Below are 22,092 nucleotides of genomic sequence, written 5' to 3'. Positions count from 1 at the left end.
CACCGGCTGTTTTGCGAACCGAGGATGACGGGACGGGTGGAGATGCGAGGCGCCGTGCCGATTCGGGCGGAAACGTAGCCGAGCTACGTTGAGTACCGAACCGGTGAAGGTAACGAAGCAGATTCATCCGTAACGACATCCGAATTCCGAAATTGCCGGTGGATTTGGGTATGATAAACTGCCACGAGAGATGGATCGGACAACATCAAAAACAGCACCGCGGATAACGAGACGGCGTCTGCTGCAGGGAGGACTGCTGGGTGTCGGCGCCGCTTTCGTCGGCGACGGCATGATCTATGAACCCCGCGCGGCGCAGACCGTGCGGGTCAGGCTGACCACTGACAGGCTGCCGCCGGGCAGAACGTTGCGGCTGGTGCAGCTCACCGACCTGCATATCGGCAGTCTGGGCAGCTATCATCGTTCGATCGCCGAACGGGTGCGGGCCCTCACCCCCGACCTGCTGCTGCTGACCGGCGACTACCTCGAACTGCGTCGCAACCTGCACGAGGTGCAGCGTTTTCTGTCCCTGCTCAAAGGCATCGCCCCGATCCTGGCGGTGCAGGGCAACTGGGAATACTGGGCCCGGCTGGAAGGCGAGAACCTGCGCCGCAAATTCGCCGCCCGCGGCGTCGAACTGCTGATCAACGAAACGCGGCCGGTCTCTGTCAGGGGGATTCCCTTCAACATTCTCGGCCTCGATTACCCGTCCGGCAGCGACAGCCTCCGCCGCCTGCTGCGCCAGACCGATCCGACGGCCTTCAACCTGCTGCTTTCCCATGTGCCGGCCTTCGAACATCGCCTGCTCGATCCCGCCGTCGACCTGATCCTCTGCGGCCACACCCACGGCGGGCAGGTGCGCCTGCCGCTGCTCCCCCCCCTCTACCTGCCGCGCTACTCGGGCCGCTTCGTCGCCGGACTGTTTCACGTCGGCCCGACCCGGACTCCCCTCTACGTCTCCCGCGGGCTCGGCACCTCGATCCTGCCGGTCCGCATCTTCTGCCGACCGGAGATTACGGTTGTTGAACTGAAAGGTTCGAGGCTCGAGGCTCAAGGTCCAAGGTTAAAACCTTGATCCTTGCGCCTCGAACCTGTCTCATTTCCTCCCGGCGAGAAAGGCCGCTACGGCGGCGAGATCGGCCGGAGGCAGATAGCCGTAACCGGGCATCATCGAATTCGGATTGTTCTTCTTCGGATGCAGCAGCTGAGCTTTGATGGCGGCGGCGGTGAGACGCTTGCCGATACCATCCAGGGCGGGACCGATTGAGCCGCCGCTCCCTTCGAAGGAATGGCAGCCTTTGCAGCCGAGAGCGTTGAGCAGTTGACGTCCCCGGGCATCGTCGGCGCGGGCCGTAACGGCGAAGCCAACGGTCAGCAGCAACAGCGGGATCAACAGCGAGACGACGGCGGCACGGAGGTTGGTCATGGCTTGACTCCTTGCAGTGGTTCCGGGTGACGTTCAACACGGATGACTATAGCGGTTCGTACCGACGCCCGCAACGAACCGGGAAAAAAGTTGCCATCGCTACCGCCGGGAGTTAGATTAGCCCTGACCTGAACCGGGGTTCATACCACCAAGGAGTATTCCGACATGCTGATCGTCATGCATCACACCGCCACCGAAGCGCAGATCGACCGGGTTCTCAAGGCCGTCGAAGCGATGGGACTGCAGGCCGAGCCGATTCCCGGTTCGCTGCGCACCGCCATCGGCGTCCTCGGCAATCAGGGCTACGTTGACGACACCACCATCCGCAACCTGCCCGGAGTGCGGGAAACGATCCACGTCAGCAAACCCTACAAGCTGGTCTCGCGTGACTTTCATCCTGAGTCAACCGCCGTCCAGGTCGGCAGTGCCGTTTTCGGCGCCGATCATCCACCGGTGATCATCGCCGGGCCCTGCTCCATCGAGACCGAGGAACAGATGCTCGAAGGCGCCCGCATTGTCAAGCAGGCCGGCGCCGACATGCTGCGCGGCGGAGCGTTCAAACCGCGTACCGGACCGCACAGTTTCCAGGGACTGGGGATCGAGGGACTCAAACTGCTGCGCGCCGCCGGAGATGCCAGCGGCCTGCCGGTGGTGACCGAGGTGATGCGTATCGAACAGCTGCCGGCGATCTGCGAACACGCCGACATGCTGCAGGTCGGGGCGCGCAACATGCAGAATTTCGACCTGCTCAAGGAGGTCGGCAAGACCGGCTTTCCGGTGCTGCTCAAGCGCGGCATGAGCGCGACCCTGGAAGAGTTTCTGGCCGCCGCTGAATATATCGTCGCCGAAGGCAACAACAAAGTGGTGCTCTGCGAGCGGGGCATCCGCACCTTTGAAAAGGCGACCCGCAACACCCTCGATCTGTCGGTGGTGCCGCTGATCAAGCAGATGAGCCACCTGCCGATCATCGTCGATCCCTCGCACGCCACCGGCAAACGGTTCCTGGTGCCGATCATGGGCAAGGCCGCCCTGGTGGCCGGGGCCGACGGCCTGATGGTCGAGGTCCACCCCGACCCGGCGAAGGCGCTCTGTGATGGAGCGCAGAGCCTGACCGGTGAGGATTTCACGCGGCTGATGGCGGAACTGGAGTCTTTGAAGGCCGTGCTTTAGCCATGACCCAGCGGATCATCCCCATCGAATCGGCAGTTTTTCTGCGTGAAGAGCAATGGCCGACGGCAGGCATCGATGCCGCCTTTCCGCGAAAACAACCGCTCTGGCTGGAAATCGGCTGCGGCATCGGCGACTTTATCGTCCAACTGGCGGCCCGCCATCCCGACCGCAACTACCTCGCCATCGACATCTACAACAAGGGCTGCCTGAAAACCTGCCGCCGGGTCGAACAGAACCGGCTCGACAACGTGCGGGTGATGCGCGCCGAGGCCCGCTACCTGCTCGACCGGTTCATCCCCCTTCAGTCCCTCTTCGGGGTGATCATCAACTGCCCCGACCCCTGGCCGAAAAAACGCCATCGCGGCCGGCGGCTGGTCAACAACCATTTTCTTGAACTGCTGCGCTGCTACCTGGCCCCCGGTGGCGAGTTCTTTTTCGCCACCGATTTTGCCGACTACGCCGAGATGGTAGCCGACATCATCCCCGCGGTCACTGGTTACGAAAACCTGCAGGCAGCCGTCTGCAGCACCGATCTCGGTGACTACCCGATCTCCAAGTACATGCGCCGTTTTCTCGAAATGGGACAGCCGATCTACCTCTTCCACTACCGCCGCGCCGCGCAGCTCGCCCCGGAACTGCTGCAGCCGCCGGAGTTTGAAAAGGGTTTTCGACTGCGCTGGCTGGCCCATGGCTGAACCGATCTACCTGACCTCCGCCTTCGCCGGAACCGGCGGCCGGATCAAGCTCTGCGCCGAGGATTTCCAGGTCGAGGAAATCCCCCTCTACCAGCCGTCTGGCAGCGGTGAACATCTCTACCTGCGGCTGCGGAAAACCGGCCTCAGCACCCCCGAGCTGCTCTTTCAGCTGGCCCGCTTCTTCAGGGTCCGGGAGCGGGATCTCGGCTACGCCGGACTCAAGGATGCCCGTGCCACCACCATCCAGACGATTTCGATCCCCGGCCTGTCCCCCACCGATGCCACGACCCTTGATCTGCCCGGGGTGACCCTGCTCGACGCGACATTGCACGGCAACAAGCTGCGTCTCGGCCACCTGGCCGGCAACCGCTTCCGCATCCTCATCCGCGACACTGTCGAGGGGGCCGAACAATCAGCGACGGAAACCCTCGCGGTGCTGCAGGATCTCGGGGTACCGAACCTGTTCGGTGAACAACGCTACGGGGTTCTCGGCAACTCGGCGCAGATCGGCCGGGCACTGTTGCGGCGGGAGTATGACCGGGTTATTGCGCTGGTGATCGGTGACCCGAAACAGATCAGCAACGACCGCTGGCGCGAAGCCGCCGAACGGTTCGCCCGCAACGACCTGCGCGGAGTGGTTGACATCCTGCCCGGCCGGATGCGCGACGAACGCCGGATGCTGCAGCAGCTGCTCGCCGGTCGAGGCGCCGAACAGGCGGTGCTGGCGCTGCCGCACAAACGGTTGCGGCTCTATCTCTCGGCCGTGCAGTCGCGACTCTTCGACCGTCTGGTGACCATGCGGCTGCAGAGCCTGGAACGTCTCTGGCCCGGAGACTGGGCCTACAAGCATGCCAACGGCGCCTGCTTCAGGGTCGAGGACGCGGCCGCCGAACAACCCCGCGCGGACGCCTTTGAAATCAGCCCGACCGGGGCACTGGTCGGCCACAAGGTGCAGCTCGCCGCCGGGCAGGCAGGCCTGCTCGAAGAGGGTCTGCTCGACAAGGAAGGGATTAAGCCGGCCGACTTCAAGCTCGGCCGGGGACTGACCATGACCGGGGAACGCCGCCCGCTGCGGGTGCCGCTGCACGACGTCGAACTGCGGGCAACATCTGACGGACTGCTGCTCGGCTTCAGTCTGCCCCGCGGCAGCTACGCGACCAGCGTCCTGCGCGAAGTCATGAAAAATGAAGGGCCAAACCCGGGAACCGGGACAGAGGCCTGAACCCGGCGGCACAAAGTTTGCTTTGATTTTTTTTTAAAAACTAGGTAAAGAATTTCGATGGCCGACCTGAATTCAACGCGCGAAAGGCCTAAACATCTGTCAAAACAAGATGTTTCCGACGATTCAGGATAGTGCCATTATTCTTCCAGCTACGGTTGACAAGTATAGAACGGCATTTTATTATCTCCTAGACATGCTTGAAATTGAGCAGTTCAAACGAAAAATCGCCACCGCAACCGGTTGTTTGACGAGACGAAACACGGAAGTTTCGCTTTGGCCTTGACAAGCGGCCCGGTTTGAATAAGATGGTGAGTCTTGCCCGCTGAAATCCTTCTAGAGGGGAACTGGAAAAATGGCAAAAAAAGAAAAATCCGAATATATCATTCAGGCCGTGTCGCACGCCCTCGACCTGCTCGAACAGTTTCACGACGATGTCGACGAACTCGGCGTCACCGAGCTGTCCAAGCGGCTCAAGCTGCACAAGAACAACGTCTTCCGCCTGTTGGCGACGCTGGAATCACGCGGCTACATCGAGCAGAACAGGGCCACCGAGAACTACCGCCTCGGCCTCAAGTCTCTGGAACTCGGCCAGACCTTCATCAAGCAGATGGGGCTGTTGCGTCAGGCCAAACCGATTCTGGAAAAACTGGTCGGCGCCTGCAACGAGACCTCCTACGTGGCGATCTTCAAGGAAGGCTACATCGTCTACCTTGACGTGGTCGAAACCGATCTCACCGTGCGGGTCGTCTCAAGGGTCGGCTCCCGACTGCCCTCCTACTGCACCGCCTCCGGCAAGGTCCACCTCGCTCATCTCTCAGAAGAAGAGCTGGAGGAAACCCTGCCGCATAACCTGAAGCAGTACACCCCGACGACCTTCACCGACCGGGACAAGCTGCGCCAGGAGCTGGAAAAGGTTGCCGAACAGGGCTACGCCATCGACAACGAAGAGATGGATCCCGGCGTGCGCTGCGTCGCCGCCCCGATCCGTGACTACACCCGCCGCATCGTCGGCGCGATCAGCGTCTCCGGACCGTCGATGCGCCTGTCAATGGAGCGGATCGAAAAAGAGCTGATCCCGCTGGTGACCGAAGCCGGTGAAGAACTGTCACTGCGCCTCGGCTACCACAAGTAACCGCGCCTCACTCCCCCAAAAAAAATCCCCCGGCCGGCAGGTCGGGGGATTTTTTTTGTCGGCTCAAGGCTCAAGGCTCAAGGCTCAAGGGGGTGGGGGCTCCTTTGGCCCTTCGCCTTTGGCCCTTCGCCGCCGTTCATACATCCAGGGGGGTTGGATTTTCTCTTTCCAAGCGGATAGACTGGTGAGCAATCCAGAGGAAACCAGAAATGCCGACAACCGGGAAGATCAGCGAACAACTCGAACAATGGCGCGACCAGTCCCGGCAGGAGGGTGTCAGCCACCCCGCCAACCTGCCCTTCTTTCTGCCCGGCCGGGGCGAGGAAAAATCCCCGGTACTGCTGGTCCACGGTTTCAGCGCCTCCCCCTGGGAAATGCTGCATCCGGCCCGCCGCCTGGCCCGGGAGGGACATGACTGCCTGGCGGTGCGCCTGGCGGGACATGGCACCACTCCCGAGGACCTCGCCGACCGCTCGTGGCGGGAATGGCTCGATACGGTCTGCCGGGGCGTGGAATTACTGGCCGCCGGGGGACGGTCGGTGGCCGCGGTCGGCTCCAGCACCGGGGCCCTGCTGGTGCTGATGGCCGCGACCCGGGCTCCGCTGCAGCGCCTGGTGCTACTTTCCCCCTACCTGCGCCTGCGCCACTACCTGGCCCCGCTGGCGGGCTGGCTGAAATATCTCAAGGCTTTCCAGCAGCAGCCCAAACCCGAGGACCTGGCCCCCTACTTCTATGACCGGCGGCCGCTGGCCGGCGTCGAGCAGATCAACCTGCTGCGCAATGAACTGCAGAAACAGCTTGCCGGCATCGAAACCCCGACCCTGGTTCTCTGCGCCGAGGGGGATCAGACCGTTGATCCGCAAAGCGCCGAAGAGATCTTCAACCGGCTCGCCAGCAGAGAAAAACATTTCTTCCGCTATGGTCCCGATGTCCCGCACGTACTGACCATCGATGAAAACCCGCAACTCGAAGACACCCTGAAGCGGATCAGCGACTTTCTCGAAAAATAGGTTCAAGGTGCGAGGTTCAAGGTTCAAGGCAAACCCCTCGATCCTCGATCCTCGATCCTTTAGCCTTTAGCCTTCACCTTTGCCTTCCCTTCTTACCCGCTCGTAGAGCGCCCGCACCTGTGCGGCACAGTCCTGCCAGCGGCCGGAGTTGTCGATCACGTAATCGGCGCGGGCGGCCTTGAGATCCTGCGGCAACTGCGCCTCGATACGCTGCCGGGCGGCGGACGCGTCGAGCTGATCGCGGGCCATCAGCCGGGCCAGCTGCACCTTCGGGTCAACCGTCACCACCAGCACCCTGTCGACCCGGTCTTCGGCCCCGGCCTCGTAGAGCAGCGGGGCTTCGTAGACGATCAACGGCGGACCTTCCGCCCGCAATGCGGCCAGTCGCCGCACCGCCAGATCGGCGATGGCGGGGTGGGTGATCGCCTCCAGGTCCCGCCGGGCAACCGGGTCAGCGAAGACCAGCTGTCCCAGCGCCGCGCGATTGAGCTCGCCGTCAGCAAGCAGCACGCCCCTGCCGAAACGATCGACAATCTGCCGCAGGGCCCCGCTGCCGGGCGCCACCGCCTCCCGCGCCAGCAGGTCGGCGCTGACGACCGCTGCTCCCAATTCTCCGAACAGACGGGCGATGCGACTCTTGCCGCTGGCGATATTTCCGGTAATACCAAGAACCATGCTTCTTCATGCCAGTTCGCCGCCTCCCTGTCAAGCCGGCAACTGTCGGGTATAATTCAAGTGATAAGCTGCAAGTTACCTTTTGACAGCGGGGATCGGCTCCACTGGGACTCGGCCCCGCGGACACCATCGGAACGTCATGCCCCCCATCCCGCTCCCGAACCCCAACCCGGAGGCACTATATGAACAACAGCATCCCGACATCGATTCTCAAACTGGCCCCCGCCCGAGCAGAACGCACCGCCCTGCGCCGCAAGCAGAACAACGTCTGGGTCGATATCAGCTGGAAGGAGTTCAGCAGCCAGGTCAGACGCTATGCCGGCGGCCTGCAGGCCCTTGGGCTCAAACGCGGCGAGCGGGTCGCGATCATGGCTCCCAACTGTCCGGAGTGGGCGTTCGCCGACCTGGCGATCATGGCCTGCGGCGGGCTGACGGTGCCGGTCTACCACACCGAGGGACCGGCCGCGGTCGCCCACATTCTCACCGATTCCGGCAGCCGGTTCCTCTTCATCCATGATGAGGCCATGGCGGCCGAACTGCTGCAGGCCGAGGAAACCCTGCCGCAACTGGAAAAGATCATCCTGCTGCGGGGCTGCTTCGACCGGCGGGAAGTCCTGCCGCTCGACCGCTTCCTCGCACCGGCGGTCAACGACGACATGCTCCAGCAGAGCCTGGATGCCATCCGGCGCGATGACCTGGCCTCGATCATCTATACCTCGGGAACCACCGGGCCGCCCAAGGGAGTGATGCTAACCCACGGCAACATCCTTTCGGCCATCGAGGCGGCACGCGACAGCTTCGACATCGGCGAAGAGGATTCCTGCCTCTCCTTTCTGCCGCTCTCCCACATCTTCGAACGGGTCGACGGCTATTACTACATGCTCCAGCAGGGAGCGGTGATCAACTATGCCGAGGGGATCGACAGTGTACCGGCCAACCTCCAGGAGATCAGTCCAACCGTGGTCATCAGTGTGCCGCGACTGTTTGAAAAAATGTACGCGCGCGTCATGGAACGGATCCTGAGCGGCCCCTGGCTGAAAAAGCAGCTCTTTTTCGGCGCCCTCAAGGCCGCGACTGCCCACCTGGCCGCGGAACAGGCCGGCCGCACGCCGTCGGCCGGCCTGACCCTGATCACCCGGCTGGCGCGCGCCAGGGTTTTTTCCAAACTGCGCCAACCGCTCGGAGGGAAAATCCGCTTTTTCGTCTCCGGAGGCGCCCCGCTGTCGCGCCGGGTCGCTGAATTTTTCCACGCCGCGGGACTGCCGATCTACGAAGGCTACGGCCTTACCGAAACCGCCGCCGGCATCACCGTCAACCACCCCCGCGGCACCCGCCTCGGGACCGTCGGCCGGGTGATGAGCGGTACCGAGCTGCAACTGGCCGCTGACGGCGAAATCCTGATCCGCGGCAAAACGGTTTTCAAAGGGTACTGGCAGAACCCGGAAAAAACAGCCGAAGTTTTGATCGACGGCTGGCTCCACAGCGGTGACATCGGCGAAATCGACGCGGACGGCTATCTGGCCGTAACCGACCGCAAAAAAGACCTGATCATCACCGCCGGCGGTGAAAATATCGCTCCGCAGATCATCGAAAACCGGCTCAAGAGCGACAAGTTCATCGCCAACGCCTTTCTTTTCGGCAACCGCAAGCCCTTCCTGGTCGCGCTGTTGGTTCCCAACTTCGACAACCTGGAAAGTTACGCCCGGCGGAAGAATATCAGCTACAGCGATCACTGCGAACTGGTCAGCAACCCCCGGGTTCTCGACCTGCTGCGCCGTCGCATCGACCGACTGCAGGAGGGGCTGCCCTCCTTCCAGCACGTCAAGCGTTTCACCCTGATGTCCCGCGATTTTGCCGGCGATGAAATAACCCCGACGCTGAAACTGAAACGGAAAATCGTCCGTGAACGCTACCAACACCTGATCGATGAGATGTACCGGGCCGAGGACCACGGCATCCATGACAGCGGTTTCTGCATGACCGAAGAGGGCGACACGAATCCGCAGGGATAACGGCAAAGGAATTTACAAGGGACTTTCGACAAGGTATGTTAGGCACTTAACAGCCCTTTATCCCGAGTGAACCCGTGACCCAGACCGCCCCGCCACAACTCGCGACCGCCCTGCGCGAACTGACCCGGTTGATCAAGGCGGTCCAGTACTATCCGGCCGGGCATCCGGCTCTCAAGAGTGCGGCCGGCGATACCCGAAATGCCTTTCTGCCGCTGCTGGAAAGTGGCGACAGCCTGGTCTGCACGGTTCGCAAGGAGGGGTTTTTCCTGGCCGACACGGCGGTCGACAAGAACAACCAGGTGCTGAAGAAACTGGCCGCTTTCCTCTTTTCCAGGCTGGTCCAGCACCTGTTGGTCCTTCCCGACCTGACAGTGGCCGACCTGCTTGCTTTCGGTCGCGCGCTGACCACCGATCCGGCCGAAATCCGCAACGCCGGGGGCATCAAGGAGATCCTGCTGCGGCAGCAGGTGACCACCATCTGGGTCAACGAAACCGACCTGAAAAGTATCCTCCAACGCAAACAGGAAATCGAAACGGCCAGGGCCGCCGGGACCGGTGGCGAGGGAGAGGAAGGCCCCGACGAAGCGGCCGGTGGCGGCGACCTGCCGGATGAAAAACGCAGTCTGCAGGAGGTTCTGGCTCAACTGCGCCAGACGCGGGATGAACAGCAGTTTCGCGGTCTGCTGGAGGAACTGGTCCCCCTGGCGCTGCGGCATCGAACCCCGGAGGACCGGCTGCTGCTGCTCGAAGCACTGGCCCTGCTCTGCCGACTGGTCACTGATCGCGACCAGGAACAGGTCCGACGCGAATTCGCCCTGCACGCCCTGCAGCAGATCTGCGACGTGGAAACCATCGATTTCCTGATCGCGTTTCTCTGCGAACCGCAGTTGCCGGACAAGCACCGGCAGCTGCTGGTCAGCATCCTCGCCTTTCTCAAGCAACGCTCCACCCCGCGACTGATGGATCATCTGGCCCGGGAAACCGATGCCGGCATCCGTAAACAGCTCGCCGCGGTCCTGATCCGCCAGGGGCCCCAGGCGGTTCCGACCCTGCTTGAATACATCCGGGATGAACGCTGGTACGTGGTGCGAAATACTGCCACCATCCTCGGTGAAATCCGTGACCCGGGTACCGCCCGCCATCTCAACGAACTGCTGCACCACGAGGACACCCGGGTCTGCCGCGAGGCGATCCGGGCCCTGACCCGGATCGGCGGCAGCGGCGCGGTCCAGGTCCTGCTGGAAGCTGTCGATGACGAGGACGGCGAAGTAAGCCGCCAGGCACTCCTCTCCCTGGGGGTGATCGGGGATGCGTCCGCCGTTCCCAAGCTGAGCCGCATCATCCGCAAGGCCGATTTTTTTCTCAAGCACAAGGGACGCACCCGGGACGCCATTCGCGCCCTCGGCGAAATCGGCTCGCCCGAAGCTGTTCCGGTGTTAAGTCGTGTGCTGCGTCGCCGTCGGCTGTTCAAACGCCGCAGCTATGATGAACTGCGCGTCACGGCCGCCCAGGCCCTGGGAGAGATCGGTGATCCCGCCTCCATCCCGCCGCTGGAAACGGCGACTCGCGACCGTTCCGCCACCGTCGCCCGCCAGGCCGGCCTGTCCCTGAAACGAATCCAGAGGGAAGATGAACCAGGAACTGCCTAAACAGATCGTCCAGGGGCTGGCCGGAGCTGTCAAAGGCCTGCGTCTCTACCCCCTCGACCATCCCGCCAATGCCCGCCAGATGGAGCTGCTGGTCGATCGCCTGTTCACCATGCTGCGCCGCCAGGACACGGTTCGCCTGGGGTTGCTGGAAGGAACCCTGTTTCTTGAGGAAGTTCTCTTTGTCGACGACAACCCGGCCGCCATGGAAATCGGACAGTTGCTGGAAAAACTGCAGATCGACGGCCTCGAATTCATCCATGGCGTCACCGCCCTGGAGTTGCGCCACCTGCTGCAGGTGCTGCACGACGGCCGGGCCCGGGGCGACCATTTCAGTGAAGTGCTGCACGCCCACGGGGTACGCCACATCCGCCCGGTCATGGTCAGGAAAGATGACGTAGACGACCTGCATTCGCCGCGTGCGGTCTATAAACGTGCCCTGGCGGTTGTTGACCGCATTTTCCACGACGTGCGCATGGGCGCCATTCCAACCTCGAATGAGGCGATGGCCACAGTCAAAAGCATGGTCCACATGACCCTGACCGAACCGCATGCCCTGTTTGCCATGTCGATGCTCAAGGATTACGACAACTACACCTTCACCCACTCGGTCAATGTCGCCGTCCTCGCCCTGACCGTCGGCCGGGCCTGCGGACTGAAGGAAAACCAGTTGCGCATTCTCGGTCTCGGCGCGCTGCTGCATGATATCGGCAAACTGCAGGTCGATTGGGACATCATCAACAAGCCGGGCCAATTGACCGATGAGGAGTTCGAGCAGATCAAACGTCACCCGACCAACGGCGCGGATATCGTTCGGAAGATGGAAGGGATAACCCCGGAAATCATCGATATCGTTCTCGGCCACCACCTGCGCTACAACCGCGAAGGCTACCCGGCCGATGCCCGTGGCCGGACGGCCTCGGCGATGGTCGACATGGCGGCCATCGCCGACACCTACGACGCCATGACCACGCTGCGTTCCTATCAGCGTCCGATGACACCGAAGAGTGCCATTTCACGCCTCGAAGAACTGTCGGGAACGGTCCTGCACCCGGAATTCCTGCGCAACTTCATCCGTTTTCTCGGTCCCTACCCGGTCGGCACCCTGGTGCGCCTGACCAACAACGAAATCGGCCTGGTGATCTGGGTCAGCACCGAGAAGCCGGATGACCTGCGGCTGAAGATCCTCTTCGACAGTGACGGCGAAATGCTCGCCGAACCCCGCATCGAAGAACTGGCCGGGCCCGACACCATCCGCATCACCGCCGAGGTCGATCCCTTCAGCAAAGGCATCAACGTCACCGATTACCTGGACTGACGGATCCTGCGTTGTTCCCCTGGTCCTCGTCATTGCGGAACAGCTGCCGCTGTGCCTCATTCTCGTCCTGCGGGCACCCCCATAAAAAAGGGACGGTCCCCCTGGCAGAGAGGGACCGTCCCCAGGTTTTCCTTGCGCCCCGCGCCCCGCACCTCGCACCTTGCACCTCGCACCTTGCACCTCGCACCTTGCACCTTGCACCTTGCACCTTGCACCTTGCGCCTTGCGCCTTACCCCTAAACATCCAGTTCGCCGAGCGCGGTCGCGGCCGCGGCCCGAATCTTGGGACGGGAATCTTCGAGGGCTTCGAGCAGGTGGGGGGTCGCTGACGGGTCACCGATCCGCGCCAGGGAGCGGATCGCTTCGCAGGCCAGAACATCATCCTCCGCCCTGAGCAGGGCGGCGAGATAGGGAACCAGGCGATTGTCGGCAAAGGAACCGAGGGCGGTCACGGCATGCACCCGCACCGCCGGAGCGGAGTCCTTGAGACGTTTAACCAGGGATGAAAGGGTCTTGGGATGATGCTTGCTGCCGAGAACCTGGGTCGCGGCCGCCCGGATATCGGCATCCTCATCTTCAAGGGCCTTGAGCAGCACCGGGAAAACCCGCGGCGAACGAATCCGTTCCAGGGCAAACAGCGCCTTGACCCGAATCCCCCGCTCACCGCCTTCGGCGGCAACCAGCAGGTGTTCCAGTTCGTCAAGCGCCTCAAGGTCATCCAGCGCCCGGGAGGCCGCCGCCCGCACCCCGGCATCACTGTCGTTGAGGGCCTTTTTCAAACCTTCCTTGCGCTGTTGCAGCATCGGTTCTTTACCCCATTCCGACTGACGGGTTGACCGGATCCGGAGCGACCGCGCAAAGCGGCCGGGGATCTGGCAGGGCATTGAAAAAGTCAGCTTCCCAGGCAGCTATGTCGGACTATCCATGCCCAGGCTGCCAGACTGAGCAAAAATGTCCAGATGCGAGGCGTCCGCACCCCACGGAATAAGGCGTACCGGAAGGTACGTCGTTGACGCGGGGGAAGGACAACGAAGCAGATGGGCGTTTTTCATCAGCTGCCTAAAAAGGGATGTCGTCGTCGGTGTTGTACCCCGGCTCCTGAAAGCCACCGGACGCCGGTTGCTGCTGCGCCGACGACTGTGCCTGTGGCTGCTGCGGCTGAGCCGGAGCAGCGGGTCGCTGGTAACCCTCGTCGTTGCGGCCGCCGAGCATGCGCATTTCATCGGCAACGATCTCGGTGATGTAGCGCTTGTTGCCGTCCCGGTCCTCATAGGATCGAGTCTGGATCTTGCCTTCGATGTAGACCTGTTTGCCCTTGTGCAGGTACTTGCCGCAGATCTCGGCCAGCTGCCGCCAGACGACAATGTTGTGCCACTCGGTCTTTGTCTGCTGCTGGCCGTCGCGGTCCTTGAAACGTTCGGTGGTAGCGATGGAGAAATTGCAGACCGCGGTACCAGTGGGTGTGTAACGCAACTCGGGGTCCTTGCCGAGGTTGCCGACCAGAATGACCTTGTTGACGGACATGGTGAAGATCCTTCCTGAGGATTGAAATGGATGACGAAAATCGGGCAGAAGGAACCGGAAAAGGGCACGCCCGGGATCAGCCCGGGAAGCCGGGGTTCCAATCGGCAATGAGTGTAGCCAAATCAGGCTGGAGTGTAAAGGGGCGAAGGCAAAATCATTGACGCCCCCGGCTCGCTCCTCTAGACTGCCAATCTTGAGAAATCGATGGAGTTCCGCGATTATGCGCACACTTATTTTCTACCTTGCCGTTCTACCCCTGACCCTGCTGATGAGCCTGCTCGTCATTCCCATCTCCTGGATCGGGGCCGACGCGGTGCACAACTGGGCACGACTCTGGGGCCGCATCGGTCTGGTATTGACCGGAATTTCCCTTGAACTGGAATCCCTTGAGCAGATACCCCGCGACCGGCCGGTGGTCTTCATGGCCAACCACCAGAGCAACGCCGACATCCTCGCCCTGCTGGCCGGGATCCCGGTGCAGTTCCGCTGGCTGGCCAAGGCGGAACTGTTCCGTATTCCGGCCTTCGGCGGGGCCATGCGGCGGGCCGGTTACATCCCGGTTGAACGTGGAGACCGCCGCAAGGCGCTGGAAGGCATGAAGACCGCGGCAGCCCGCATCGCCGCCGGTTCCTCGGTCGTCATCTTCCCGGAAGGCACCCGCACCGAAGACGGCCGGTTGCAGGAATTCAAGAAAGGCGGCTTCATGGTGGCCCTGCAGTCCGGGGTGCCGATTGTACCGGTGGCGATCCGGGGCAGCTACCAGGTCATGCCCAAATACGGCCGCGTCGTCCACGGCGGCCGCATCCGGGTGACATTCTTCCCGCCCATCGAAACCCGCGACCTTTCCGTCCGCCAGATCAATAACCTGATCGCGGCGGTACGCGCCCCGATTGCCGCCCACCTGGGGGAATCAGCTTGAAACCGGCGCCACTGACCGCAGACAGCAAAGCCGTCCGTATCCTGCCTCTCGGCGGGCTGGGAGAGATCGGCCTCAACATGCTGGCCGTCGAGGCGGCCGGAAAGCTGCTGCTTATCGACTGCGGACTGATGTTCCCCGAGGCTCACATGCTCGGCATCGACCTGGTCATCCCCGATATCAGCGTACTCAGGGAACGCCGCCGGGACATCCTCGCCATCCTGTTGACCCATGGCCACGAAGATCATATCGGCGCCCTTCCCTACCTGCTGGAGGATCTCGGTTCACCGCCGGTCTACGCCACCCGTCTGACCCTGGGCCTGTTGCGCAGCAAGCTGGCCGAGCATGATCTCGACAAGACGGCCGACCTGCGTGAAGTTGAACTGCGCAAACCGATCGCCCTGGGACCGTTCAGCGCCGAATTCTACCGTGCCGCCCATTCGATTGTCGACGGCGCCGGTCTGATCCTGCAGACCCCGGCCGGGCAGATCGTCCATACCGGCGACTTCAAACTCGATCCAACCCCGGTCGACGGACAGCCGACGGACCTGGAGCGACTCGCCGCCTGCGGCGATGAGGGCACCCTGCTGCTGCTGGCCGACTCCACCAACGTCGAACATGAGGGTCACACTCTGTCGGAACGAACCGTCGGTGAAGCCTTCAACGCTCTGCTGCCGAACTGCAGCGGCAAGGTGGTGGTGGCCACGTTTTCCTCGAACATCCACCGCATCCAGCAGGTTTTCGACGCCGCCGCGGCGGTCGGCCGCAAGGTACTGGTCAACGGCCGCAGCATGGTGGCCAATATCGCCATTGCCCGGCAGCTCGGCTACCTGCACATCACCGACGACGCCCTGCTCGATCTGCACGGTTACCGTGCCGCCCGGCCGGAACAGATCCTGCTGCTGACCACCGGCAGCCAGGGGGAGCCGCGCTCGGCCCTGTCGCGGATGGCGGCCGCCGACCACAAGCAACTGCAGATTGAAACCGGCGACACCGTCATCCTCTCGTCAAAATTCATCCCCGGCAATGAAAAGGCGATCAGCAACCTGATCAACCAGCTCTACCGGCGCGGGGCGCAGGTCTTTTACGAAACCACCAGCGAAGTGCATGTCTCCGGACATGCCTCGCGTGACGAACTGCAGACCCTGCACAGCCTGGTCAAGCCGCGTTACTTCGTACCGGTCCACGGCGAATACCGTCACCTGGTGCATCACGCCGCCCTGGCACGGGAGATGGGAACTCCGGAGGACAATATCTTCATTCTCGGCAACGGTGAGCCGCTCACCCTGTCGGCCGACGGCGCCAGACGGGAAGAACGGGTCGAGACCGGCCGGGTCTTCATCGACGGACGCGGGGTCGGTGATCTTGGAGCGCCGGAGTTGCGCGACCGCAGTCATCTCGCTCACCACGGGGTGGTCAATGTCATCCTGGCCCTCAACCAGGCGAGCGGCGAAATTATTTACGGTCCGGAAATCTTCAGCCGCGGCTTCGTCCCCGAAGAGGACAGCGAAGCGTATCTGGCCGAAGCGGCGCAGAAGGTCCGGGAGATGCTGGCTGAACACAGCCTGGATGCCGTCTCTGACTGGGAGGAAATCCGGGTCGAGGTGCGCCGCACCCTGCGCCGTTTCTTCAACAAGACGATCGACCGGCGGCCCCTGATATTGCCTTTTATCCTGGAACTTTGACTTTATATCCGCATATCCGGAGGGATTTAATAAATGACTTTGGGACAAGCTGTTTTTCTCGGCGTCGTGCAGGGTGTTGCGGAGTTCCTGCCGATTTCAAGTTCCGGCCACCTGGCCATCGCCCAGCACTACCTGCGCGGCTTCGAACAACCGGGCGTCCTGTTTGACGTGCTGCTACACCTCGGCACCATGCTGGCGGTAGTCATCTACTTCCGGAGCGAACTGGCCGCGCTGATCGTCTCGCCGCTGCGCCGCACCGACGAACAGCGGAAGAATTTCCGTCTGCTCGGCCTGCTGCTGCTGGCCTCGATTCCAACCGGCATCATCGGCCTCACTTTCAAAGAGACCTTTGAAGGACTGTTCGACAACATTCCACTGGTGGCCTCCATGCTGCTGGTCACCGGCACCCTGCTCTTCATCTGTGAACGCTTCCGCAACGGCCGACGCGACGAAAGCCGCCTTACAGCCGTCGATGCCATCCTGGTCGGTATCGCCCAGGGGCTGTCCATCATGCCGGGCATTTCCCGCTCCGGGTCAACCATCGCCACCCTGCTGCTGAGGGGCGTCGAGGGCGAGACCGCGGCGCGCTTTTCCTTTCTGCTGGCCCTTCCCGCCGTCGGCGGCGCCACCCTGCTTTCCATCAGGGACCTGCAGCAGGTCGCGACCGGGACGTTGCCGGCCTACCTGGCCGGGGCCACGGCTGCTTTCATCGTCGGACTGTTCTCGATACACCTGCTGATGGGCGTCATCCGCCGCAGACGGCTGGCGGCCTTCGGTATCTACTGCTGGGCGGTCGGGCTGCTGGTGCTGTTACTGAATCTTTAGCAGGACATTGAAACGCCCCCTGGGCTGAGCCAAAATATCCAGGTTCAAGGCGTCCGGAATCCTGCGGGACAAGGCCTGACGGGAAAGTGCGTCGCCACCACGGGCGAGGACAAAATGACAGATGGGCATTTTTCATCCACCCGCCAGGTACAAGTCAGCGGCCTGATTGCCAAAACCCTTTCGAGTAGGCTATAGTGCGCAGGTTATGAGCGACGACAAACCATTTTTCCGCGAGCACCTGCAAAAGGAAATCGCCGGTTTTTTCTGGCTGGCCTTCGGCATCTTCACGCTGTTGAGCCTGGTCTCCTTCAACATCAACGATCCTTCCTTCAACAACAACCTGCACCCAGCGCAGATCAACAACTTCGGCGGTGTGGTCGGCGCCCATCTGGCCGACCTTTTCTTTCAGCTTATCGGCCTGCCGGCCTTCCTGGTGCCGCTGGCCTGTTTTCTGTTCGCCTGGCGGCTGCTCAAGTTCCGCGATGTCAAGGTGCGCCTCTACAAGATCGGCGCTTTCCTGCTGCTGCTGCTGAGCCTTGACGGCCTGCTGGCCCTGCACTGGCGGCTGGTCAGCCCCTTCGGCCAGCCGATCAACGAGGCCGGCGGAGCCCTGGGCCGGATGTTCGCTGATCTGCTGCGCGGCTATCTCAACCTCACCGGCGCCTTCATCGTGCTGCTGGTCTTTTTCCTGGTCGCCTTCATGCTGGTGGCGCGTTTTTCCCTGGTGCTTTTCCTGGAAGGCCTGGCCGAGCGGGCCGGAACCTTTCTCAACAAGCGCCGGGATGCGCGACGCGCCCGAAAAAAACAGAAGGCCCTGGATAAAGGGGTCAGACTGGACAAGGAACCGATCATTGTCCAGGCCGAACCGGTGCAGCTGCCGCCGCCCGCCCCCAAGGTTACCCGCGGCAAACGCAGAAAGAAGGAGCCGCCGGAAGAGCAGGAGGCGTTCGAGTTTCTCGAACCGACCGGCACCTACCACCCGCCGACCCTCAACCTGCTTGACCACGAGGGTGCTCCGGCGCCGCCCGTCGACCGCGACGCGCTGATGATGAACGCCCGCCTGCTGGAGAAAAAGCTGAAAGACTTCGGCGTCGACGGCGAGGTTTCCGAGGTCAAGCCGGGTCCGGTGGTCACCATGTACGAGTTCGCTCCGGCGCCGGGCGTCAAGGTCAACAAGATCGCCGGGCTGGCCGATGACCTGGCGATGGCCCTGCAGGCGCTGTCGATCCGCATTGTCGCGCCGATTCCCGGCCGCGGCGTGGTCGGAATCGAAATTCCCAACAAGCAGCGGGAAACCGTCTACCTGAAGGATATTTTCCTGTCGCCGGAATTCCAGAAAAGCGGCGGCCGGCTGCCGATGGCGCTCGGCAACGACATCTTCGGCCATACGGTGGTCTCCGATCTGGCCAAGATGCCCCACCTGCTGGTCGCCGGTTCGACCGGCAGCGGCAAGTCGGTTTCCATCAACACCATGATTCTCTCGCTCCTCTACCGGGCGACGCCGCACGACGTACGGCTGATCATGGTCGACCCGAAAATGCTCGAACTCTCCATCTACGAGGGGATTCCCCACCTGCTGCTGCCGGTGGTCACCGACCCGAAGAAGGCGTCGCTGGCCCTGGCCTGGGCGGTAAGGGAGATGGAACGGCGCTACAAGCTGATGGCCGACAAGGGCGTACGCAATATCGACGGCTACAACAAGAAGATCGCCAAAGAAGAGAAAGAGGCGGAAAAACTCAGGGCGCGCGGAAAGATGGTTGTCGAGGAGGTGACCGAAGCGCTCGACCCCGATGCTCCGATTCCGGATCCGGAAGAGGTGCTCGACCATGGCCACCTGCCCTATATCGTCGTCATTGTCGATGAACTGGCCGACCTGATGATGGTTGCCGGCCGCGAAATCGAGGAGAGCGTCGCCCGCCTGGCACAGATGGCCCGCGCCGCCGGCATCCACCTGATTCTCGCTACCCAGCGGCCGAGCGTCGATGTCATCACCGGCCTGATCAAGGCCAACTTCCCGACGCGCATCTCCTTCAAGGTCTTCTCGCGCACCGACTCGCGCACCATCCTCGACTCGATGGGGGCCGAAAGCCTGCTCGGCATGGGTGACATGCTCTTCCTGCCACCCGGAACGGGGGTCCTGCAGCGCGTTCACGGCGCCTTCGTCTCCGAACTGGAAGTCCAGCGGGTGGTTGATTTTCTCAAAAAACAGGGTGATCCCGAGTACGACAAGAGCATCCTCGAAGCCCCGGCCGCTGCCGACAGCGGCAGCGTCGATGATGACTACGACGAAAAGTGGGATGAAGCCCTGGCCATCATCAGTGAGACCCGCCAGGCCTCGATCTCGATGCTGCAGCGCCGCCTGCGCCTCGGCTACAACCGGGCGGCGCGGATGATCGAAAAGATGGAGCAGGAAGGAATCGTCGGCCCCTCCGACGGCACCAGCCGTCCGCGCGAGGTGTTTATCGGCAAGATGTGAGGGTTCAGGATCGAGGTTCAAGGCTCAAGGCTCAAGGTTTCAACCTCACACCTCACACCTCACACCTCGATCCTCGATCCTCGATCCCGTTTTCTGAAGCCACGTTCACCGTTACCCCCTTGTTCACAATCACTGAACAGGCTACAATGATGAACAAGGAGCCGCTGGGATGGGACGCAATCTGACCGACAACGAAAAACGAACGCTTGAAGACTGCCTGCGCAACCTGCGTTCCCTGCGGGGCTGCGAAGCGGCCTATATCGAACCCGGCAGCAACCCCGCCGATCCCGATGCCCTTCATCTCAAGGGCCCCTGGGGAGAACTCGACTACCGGGTCATGACCCGGCTGCGACTTTCAACCGCCGGTGCCGAGATCGCCATCAACCAGATCAAAAACGGCCCCGCCCCCGACCGTTCCCTGCTGGTGACCGATTACATCACCGAGGATTTAAGCCGCAAACTCCGCCAGAGCGGCATTGATTATGTCGATGCCGCCGGCAACGCCAGCCTGCAGCGTCCGCCTCTCTACGTTGAAGTCAGCGGCCGCAAACGCGTGGAGCGCCGAGGGCGCAGCAGCCGGGCCTTCCAGCCGGCCGGACTGAAACTTGTTTTCCTGCTGCTGCGGGTGCCGCAGGCGGCGCGCTGGACCTACCGGGACCTGGCCGGCGAGGCGGGCATCGCCCTCGGGGCGGTCGGCCCGATCCTGCGCGAGCTTGAAGAACTCGGCTACCTGGAAAACAGCGGCGGACAGCGCCTGCTGCGATCCCGTCATGAACTGCTGCTGCGCTGGGAACTCGGCTACGGTGAGCGGCTGCAGCCGCTCCTCGAGTGCCAGAGATGCCGCCTCGCCGCCGGACTGAAGATCCCGGACCTGCCGAACCTGATCGAACAGCAGGGGCTGACAGAGACAGTTCTCGTCGGCGGCCGCCTCGGCGCCTGTCTGCTGCTGCAGCAGGGAACAACCGACGGAGCGAGCCTGCACTACGACGGTGATGCCCTGCGCACCATGCTGCGACTTCAGTTGATCCCCGACCCCAACGGCCGGATTCGATTGTTGAAACGCTTCGGCCATGCCGACCACTGGCAGGGCTGGCGCCCGCAGAGCGCCCGGATCGCCGATCCGCTGCTGCTGCATGCCGAACTGCAGATGGACGGCGCCGACTCCGACGATCTGCAGCAACGTCTGTTTCAACGCTATCTTATGCCCCGTTTCGCCGAGGAACGGATTGAATGACTGGAGCCGGGTCAGGGCTGAACGCACTGCCTCGGGAGAAAGAAAGGCCGGCATGCCGGCACAACCGACGGAGGTATCCCATGCTGCCGCAAGTTGACGACACCCGGGCCATCATCGATCGCCTCAGCGCCCTGACCGACACCGACCCGGAGCAGTTCGAGCGCGAAAGCCGCGCCATTATTGAACAGACCATCGCCAGTTTCCCCGAACATCACCGCCACCGCGCCCGGGGTCTGCAATTCCGGATTGACAACGCCCTCGCCCAGTGCTCCGATCCCCTCTCGCGGATGAACAAAATGGTGGAAATTTTCTGGGAACAATTTCGCCAGTTTCACGACATCCTCCACGACCCGGAAAAAGTTCTCAACGAACGGGAATCGAACCGCGAGGTCTGCAGGGTGATCCCCCTGCGGCGCTCCGCCACCAGGCAGGCGGGATAAGGAAGACAGGAACCCGTTTTTCAAATCTCACCCCCACGGGAGACGGCAATGAGCTACGGCATAACCCGTGACCAGGCTCTCGACCTGGTTCGGCAACACATTGAAAGTCCCAACCTGATCAAACACTCCCTGGCCAGCGAGGCGGTGCTGCGCGCCATGGCGCGCCGACTGGGAACCGACGAAGAACAGTGGGGACTGGCCGGACTGCTGCACGATCTGGATGTCGAACGGACGGCCGACGACCTGACGCGCCACACTCACGAGACGGTGCGGATTCTCTCCGAACGGGGCCTCGATGCCGAGATCATCGAGGCGATCCGCCTGCACAACGAGGAGGCCCACCCCGACCGCCGCAGTTCCACCTTTCACCACGCACTGGCGGCGGGCGAGACCATCACCGGGCTGGTTATCGCCACCGCGCTGGTCTACCCGGACAAGAAACTCGCCTCCGTCAAACCAAAGTCGGTCCGCAAGCGCATCAAGGAAAAGGCCTTCGCCGCCGGCGCCAACCGTGACATCATCCGGGAATGCGAACAGGCCGGCATTCCTCTCGATGAATTCTGCGAACTGTCGCTCAGGGCCCTGCAGGACATCGCCGACGACCTGGGGCTGTAGCCACCTCGCTCACAGCGCCGGCCGTTCCCGGGGCCGGAGTCCCGCTCCGTGATTGGCAAAGCCTCAGTCGGCTG

General features: G+C 62.5%; 20 protein-coding genes. 16 read left to right on the top strand and 4 right to left on the bottom strand.

What is annotated here, in order from left to right:
- The first annotated feature begins 190 nt into the window (after positions 1-190).
- Positions 191-1,072 (top strand): metallophosphoesterase, encoded by an 882-nt coding sequence (locus B5V00_RS13040; RefSeq protein WP_085011245.1) that lies wholly within the window; start codon positions 191-193, stop codon positions 1,070-1,072.
- Positions 1,073-1,093: 21 nt separating this feature from the next.
- Here the strand turns inward: B5V00_RS13040 and B5V00_RS13035 are convergent, their stop codons facing one another.
- A complete protein-coding gene (locus tag B5V00_RS13035) occupies positions 1,094-1,423 on the bottom strand; it encodes a c-type cytochrome (RefSeq protein WP_085011244.1) in 330 nt (109 codons plus the stop codon).
- Positions 1,424-1,588: 165 nt separating this feature from the next.
- Here B5V00_RS13035 and aroF point away from each other — a divergent pair, with 165 nt between their 5' ends.
- From aroF to B5V00_RS13010, 5 genes are all read left to right on the top strand, one after another.
- A complete protein-coding gene (gene aroF / locus B5V00_RS13030; RefSeq protein ID WP_085011243.1) occupies positions 1,589-2,593 on the top strand; it encodes a 3-deoxy-7-phosphoheptulonate synthase in 1,005 nt (334 codons plus the stop codon).
- A gap of 2 nt (positions 2,594-2,595) precedes the next feature.
- Positions 2,596-3,288, top strand: coding sequence for a tRNA (guanosine(46)-N7)-methyltransferase TrmB (gene trmB / locus B5V00_RS13025; protein ID WP_085011242.1), 693 nt, complete (start codon positions 2,596-2,598; stop codon positions 3,286-3,288).
- On the top strand, positions 3,281-4,510 hold the full coding sequence (truD, locus tag B5V00_RS13020; protein ID WP_085011241.1) for a tRNA pseudouridine(13) synthase TruD: 1,230 nt from the start codon (positions 3,281-3,283) through the stop codon (positions 4,508-4,510). Before trmB ends, truD begins: the two co-directional genes overlap by 8 nt.
- A gap of 352 nt (positions 4,511-4,862) precedes the next feature.
- Positions 4,863-5,642, top strand: a complete 780-nt coding sequence (locus tag B5V00_RS13015) for an IclR family transcriptional regulator (protein WP_085011240.1) — start codon at positions 4,863-4,865, stop codon at positions 5,640-5,642.
- Between the two features lie 209 nt (positions 5,643-5,851).
- Entirely contained in the window at positions 5,852-6,652 is an 801-nt protein-coding gene (locus tag B5V00_RS13010; RefSeq protein ID WP_085011239.1) for an alpha/beta hydrolase, read from the top strand.
- Between the two features lie 66 nt (positions 6,653-6,718).
- On the opposite strand, the gene coaE is transcribed toward B5V00_RS13010, so the two are convergent.
- On the bottom strand, positions 6,719-7,327 hold the full coding sequence (gene coaE, locus B5V00_RS13005) for a dephospho-CoA kinase (protein ID WP_085011238.1): 609 nt from the start codon (positions 7,325-7,327) through the stop codon (positions 6,719-6,721).
- Between the two features lie 182 nt (positions 7,328-7,509).
- On the opposite strand from coaE, the gene B5V00_RS13000 reads away from it, so the two are divergent.
- The 3 genes from B5V00_RS13000 to B5V00_RS12990 all read left to right on the top strand — a co-directional run bounded on the left by B5V00_RS13000 (position 7,510) and on the right by B5V00_RS12990 (position 12,303).
- Positions 7,510-9,339 carry an AMP-dependent synthetase/ligase gene (locus B5V00_RS13000; protein ID WP_085011237.1) on the top strand — a complete coding sequence of 610 codons (1,830 nt, stop codon included), beginning with the start codon at positions 7,510-7,512 and terminating at the stop codon, positions 9,337-9,339.
- 74 nt (positions 9,340-9,413) lie between these two features.
- Positions 9,414-10,988 (top strand): HEAT repeat domain-containing protein, encoded by a 1,575-nt coding sequence (locus B5V00_RS12995; RefSeq protein WP_085011236.1) that lies wholly within the window; start codon positions 9,414-9,416, stop codon positions 10,986-10,988.
- Entirely contained in the window at positions 10,969-12,303 is a 1,335-nt protein-coding gene (locus tag B5V00_RS12990; RefSeq protein WP_085011235.1) for an HD-GYP domain-containing protein, read from the top strand. The genes B5V00_RS12995 and B5V00_RS12990 overlap by 20 nt, the downstream gene beginning before the upstream one ends.
- A gap of 236 nt (positions 12,304-12,539) precedes the next feature.
- Here B5V00_RS12990 and B5V00_RS12985 read toward each other — a convergent pair whose 3' ends face one another.
- Together B5V00_RS12985 and B5V00_RS12980 are read right to left on the bottom strand one after the other, a co-directional pair.
- The gene (locus B5V00_RS12985) at positions 12,540-13,106 is read right to left on the bottom strand and encodes a HEAT repeat domain-containing protein (RefSeq protein WP_172399751.1); all 567 of its coding nucleotides are present in this window, start codon (positions 13,104-13,106) and stop codon (positions 12,540-12,542) included.
- Positions 13,107-13,362: 256 nt separating this feature from the next.
- Complete coding sequence (locus B5V00_RS12980; RefSeq protein ID WP_085011233.1) at positions 13,363-13,827, bottom strand: single-stranded DNA-binding protein; 465 nt, start codon at positions 13,825-13,827, stop codon at positions 13,363-13,365.
- A 220-nt stretch (positions 13,828-14,047) separates the two neighbouring features.
- Between B5V00_RS12980 and B5V00_RS12975 the strand changes: the two genes are divergently transcribed.
- The 7 genes from B5V00_RS12975 to B5V00_RS12945 all read left to right on the top strand — a co-directional run bounded on the left by B5V00_RS12975 (position 14,048) and on the right by B5V00_RS12945 (position 22,018).
- On the top strand, positions 14,048-14,746 hold the full coding sequence (locus tag B5V00_RS12975; protein WP_245803975.1) for a lysophospholipid acyltransferase family protein: 699 nt from the start codon (positions 14,048-14,050) through the stop codon (positions 14,744-14,746).
- The gene (locus B5V00_RS12970; RefSeq protein ID WP_139800771.1) at positions 14,737-16,428 is read left to right on the top strand and encodes an RNase J family beta-CASP ribonuclease; all 1,692 of its coding nucleotides are present in this window, start codon (positions 14,737-14,739) and stop codon (positions 16,426-16,428) included. Before B5V00_RS12975 ends, B5V00_RS12970 begins: the two co-directional genes overlap by 10 nt.
- Positions 16,429-16,461: 33 nt before the next feature.
- On the top strand, positions 16,462-17,253 hold the full coding sequence (locus B5V00_RS12965; RefSeq protein ID WP_085011232.1) for an undecaprenyl-diphosphate phosphatase: 792 nt from the start codon (positions 16,462-16,464) through the stop codon (positions 17,251-17,253).
- A 205-nt stretch (positions 17,254-17,458) separates the two neighbouring features.
- Entirely contained in the window at positions 17,459-19,729 is a 2,271-nt protein-coding gene (locus B5V00_RS12960) for a DNA translocase FtsK (RefSeq protein WP_085011231.1), read from the top strand.
- A gap of 169 nt (positions 19,730-19,898) precedes the next feature.
- Positions 19,899-20,963 carry a hypothetical protein gene (locus tag B5V00_RS12955; RefSeq protein ID WP_085011230.1) on the top strand — a complete coding sequence of 355 codons (1,065 nt, stop codon included), beginning with the start codon at positions 19,899-19,901 and terminating at the stop codon, positions 20,961-20,963.
- Between the two features lie 80 nt (positions 20,964-21,043).
- The gene (locus tag B5V00_RS12950; RefSeq protein ID WP_172399750.1) at positions 21,044-21,403 is read left to right on the top strand and encodes a DUF3135 domain-containing protein; all 360 of its coding nucleotides are present in this window, start codon (positions 21,044-21,046) and stop codon (positions 21,401-21,403) included.
- A 48-nt stretch (positions 21,404-21,451) separates the two neighbouring features.
- Positions 21,452-22,018: an HDIG domain-containing metalloprotein gene (locus B5V00_RS12945; protein WP_085011228.1), complete on the top strand. Its 567-nt coding sequence runs from the start codon at positions 21,452-21,454 to the stop codon at positions 22,016-22,018.
- Positions 22,019-22,092: the final 74 nt, after the last annotated feature.

Origin of the sequence: Geothermobacter hydrogeniphilus, from assembly GCF_002093115.1 — a bacterium.
Taxonomy (GTDB): domain Bacteria; phylum Desulfobacterota; class Desulfuromonadia; order Desulfuromonadales; family Geothermobacteraceae; genus Geothermobacter_A; species Geothermobacter_A hydrogeniphilus.
The sequence above is the reverse complement of the archived record's forward strand: the minus strand, read 5'-3'. Positions and strand labels throughout refer to the sequence as shown.

Bases quoted from the DNA above. Each gene is read 5' to 3' on its own strand.
- B5V00_RS13010 (WP_085011239.1), top strand. From the start codon at position 5,852: ATGCCGACAACCGGGAAGATCAGCGAACAACTCGAACAATGGCGCGAC.
- B5V00_RS12960 (WP_085011231.1), top strand. From the start codon at position 17,459: ATGAGCGACGACAAACCATTTTTCCGCGAGCACCTGCAAAAGGAAATC.
- truD (WP_085011241.1), top strand. From the start codon at position 3,281: ATGGCTGAACCGATCTACCTGACCTCCGCCTTCGCCGGAACCGGCGGC.
- B5V00_RS12985 (WP_172399751.1), bottom strand. From the start codon at position 13,106: ATGCTGCAACAGCGCAAGGAAGGTTTGAAAAAGGCCCTCAACGACAGT.
- B5V00_RS12990 (WP_085011235.1), top strand. From the start codon at position 10,969: ATGAACCAGGAACTGCCTAAACAGATCGTCCAGGGGCTGGCCGGAGCT.
- B5V00_RS12950 (WP_172399750.1), top strand. From the start codon at position 21,044: ATGCTGCCGCAAGTTGACGACACCCGGGCCATCATCGATCGCCTCAGC.
- B5V00_RS13015 (WP_085011240.1), top strand. From the start codon at position 4,863: ATGGCAAAAAAAGAAAAATCCGAATATATCATTCAGGCCGTGTCGCAC.
- B5V00_RS12955 (WP_085011230.1), top strand. From the start codon at position 19,899: ATGGGACGCAATCTGACCGACAACGAAAAACGAACGCTTGAAGACTGC.
- B5V00_RS12975 (WP_245803975.1), top strand. From the start codon at position 14,048: ATGCGCACACTTATTTTCTACCTTGCCGTTCTACCCCTGACCCTGCTG.
- trmB (WP_085011242.1), top strand. From the start codon at position 2,596: ATGACCCAGCGGATCATCCCCATCGAATCGGCAGTTTTTCTGCGTGAA.
- coaE (WP_085011238.1), bottom strand. From the start codon at position 7,327: ATGGTTCTTGGTATTACCGGAAATATCGCCAGCGGCAAGAGTCGCATC.
- B5V00_RS13040 (WP_085011245.1), top strand. From the start codon at position 191: ATGGATCGGACAACATCAAAAACAGCACCGCGGATAACGAGACGGCGT.
- aroF (WP_085011243.1), top strand. From the start codon at position 1,589: ATGCTGATCGTCATGCATCACACCGCCACCGAAGCGCAGATCGACCGG.
- B5V00_RS13000 (WP_085011237.1), top strand. From the start codon at position 7,510: ATGAACAACAGCATCCCGACATCGATTCTCAAACTGGCCCCCGCCCGA.
- B5V00_RS12965 (WP_085011232.1), top strand. From the start codon at position 16,462: ATGACTTTGGGACAAGCTGTTTTTCTCGGCGTCGTGCAGGGTGTTGCG.
- B5V00_RS12945 (WP_085011228.1), top strand. From the start codon at position 21,452: ATGAGCTACGGCATAACCCGTGACCAGGCTCTCGACCTGGTTCGGCAA.
- B5V00_RS13035 (WP_085011244.1), bottom strand. From the start codon at position 1,423: ATGACCAACCTCCGTGCCGCCGTCGTCTCGCTGTTGATCCCGCTGTTG.
- B5V00_RS12980 (WP_085011233.1), bottom strand. From the start codon at position 13,827: ATGTCCGTCAACAAGGTCATTCTGGTCGGCAACCTCGGCAAGGACCCC.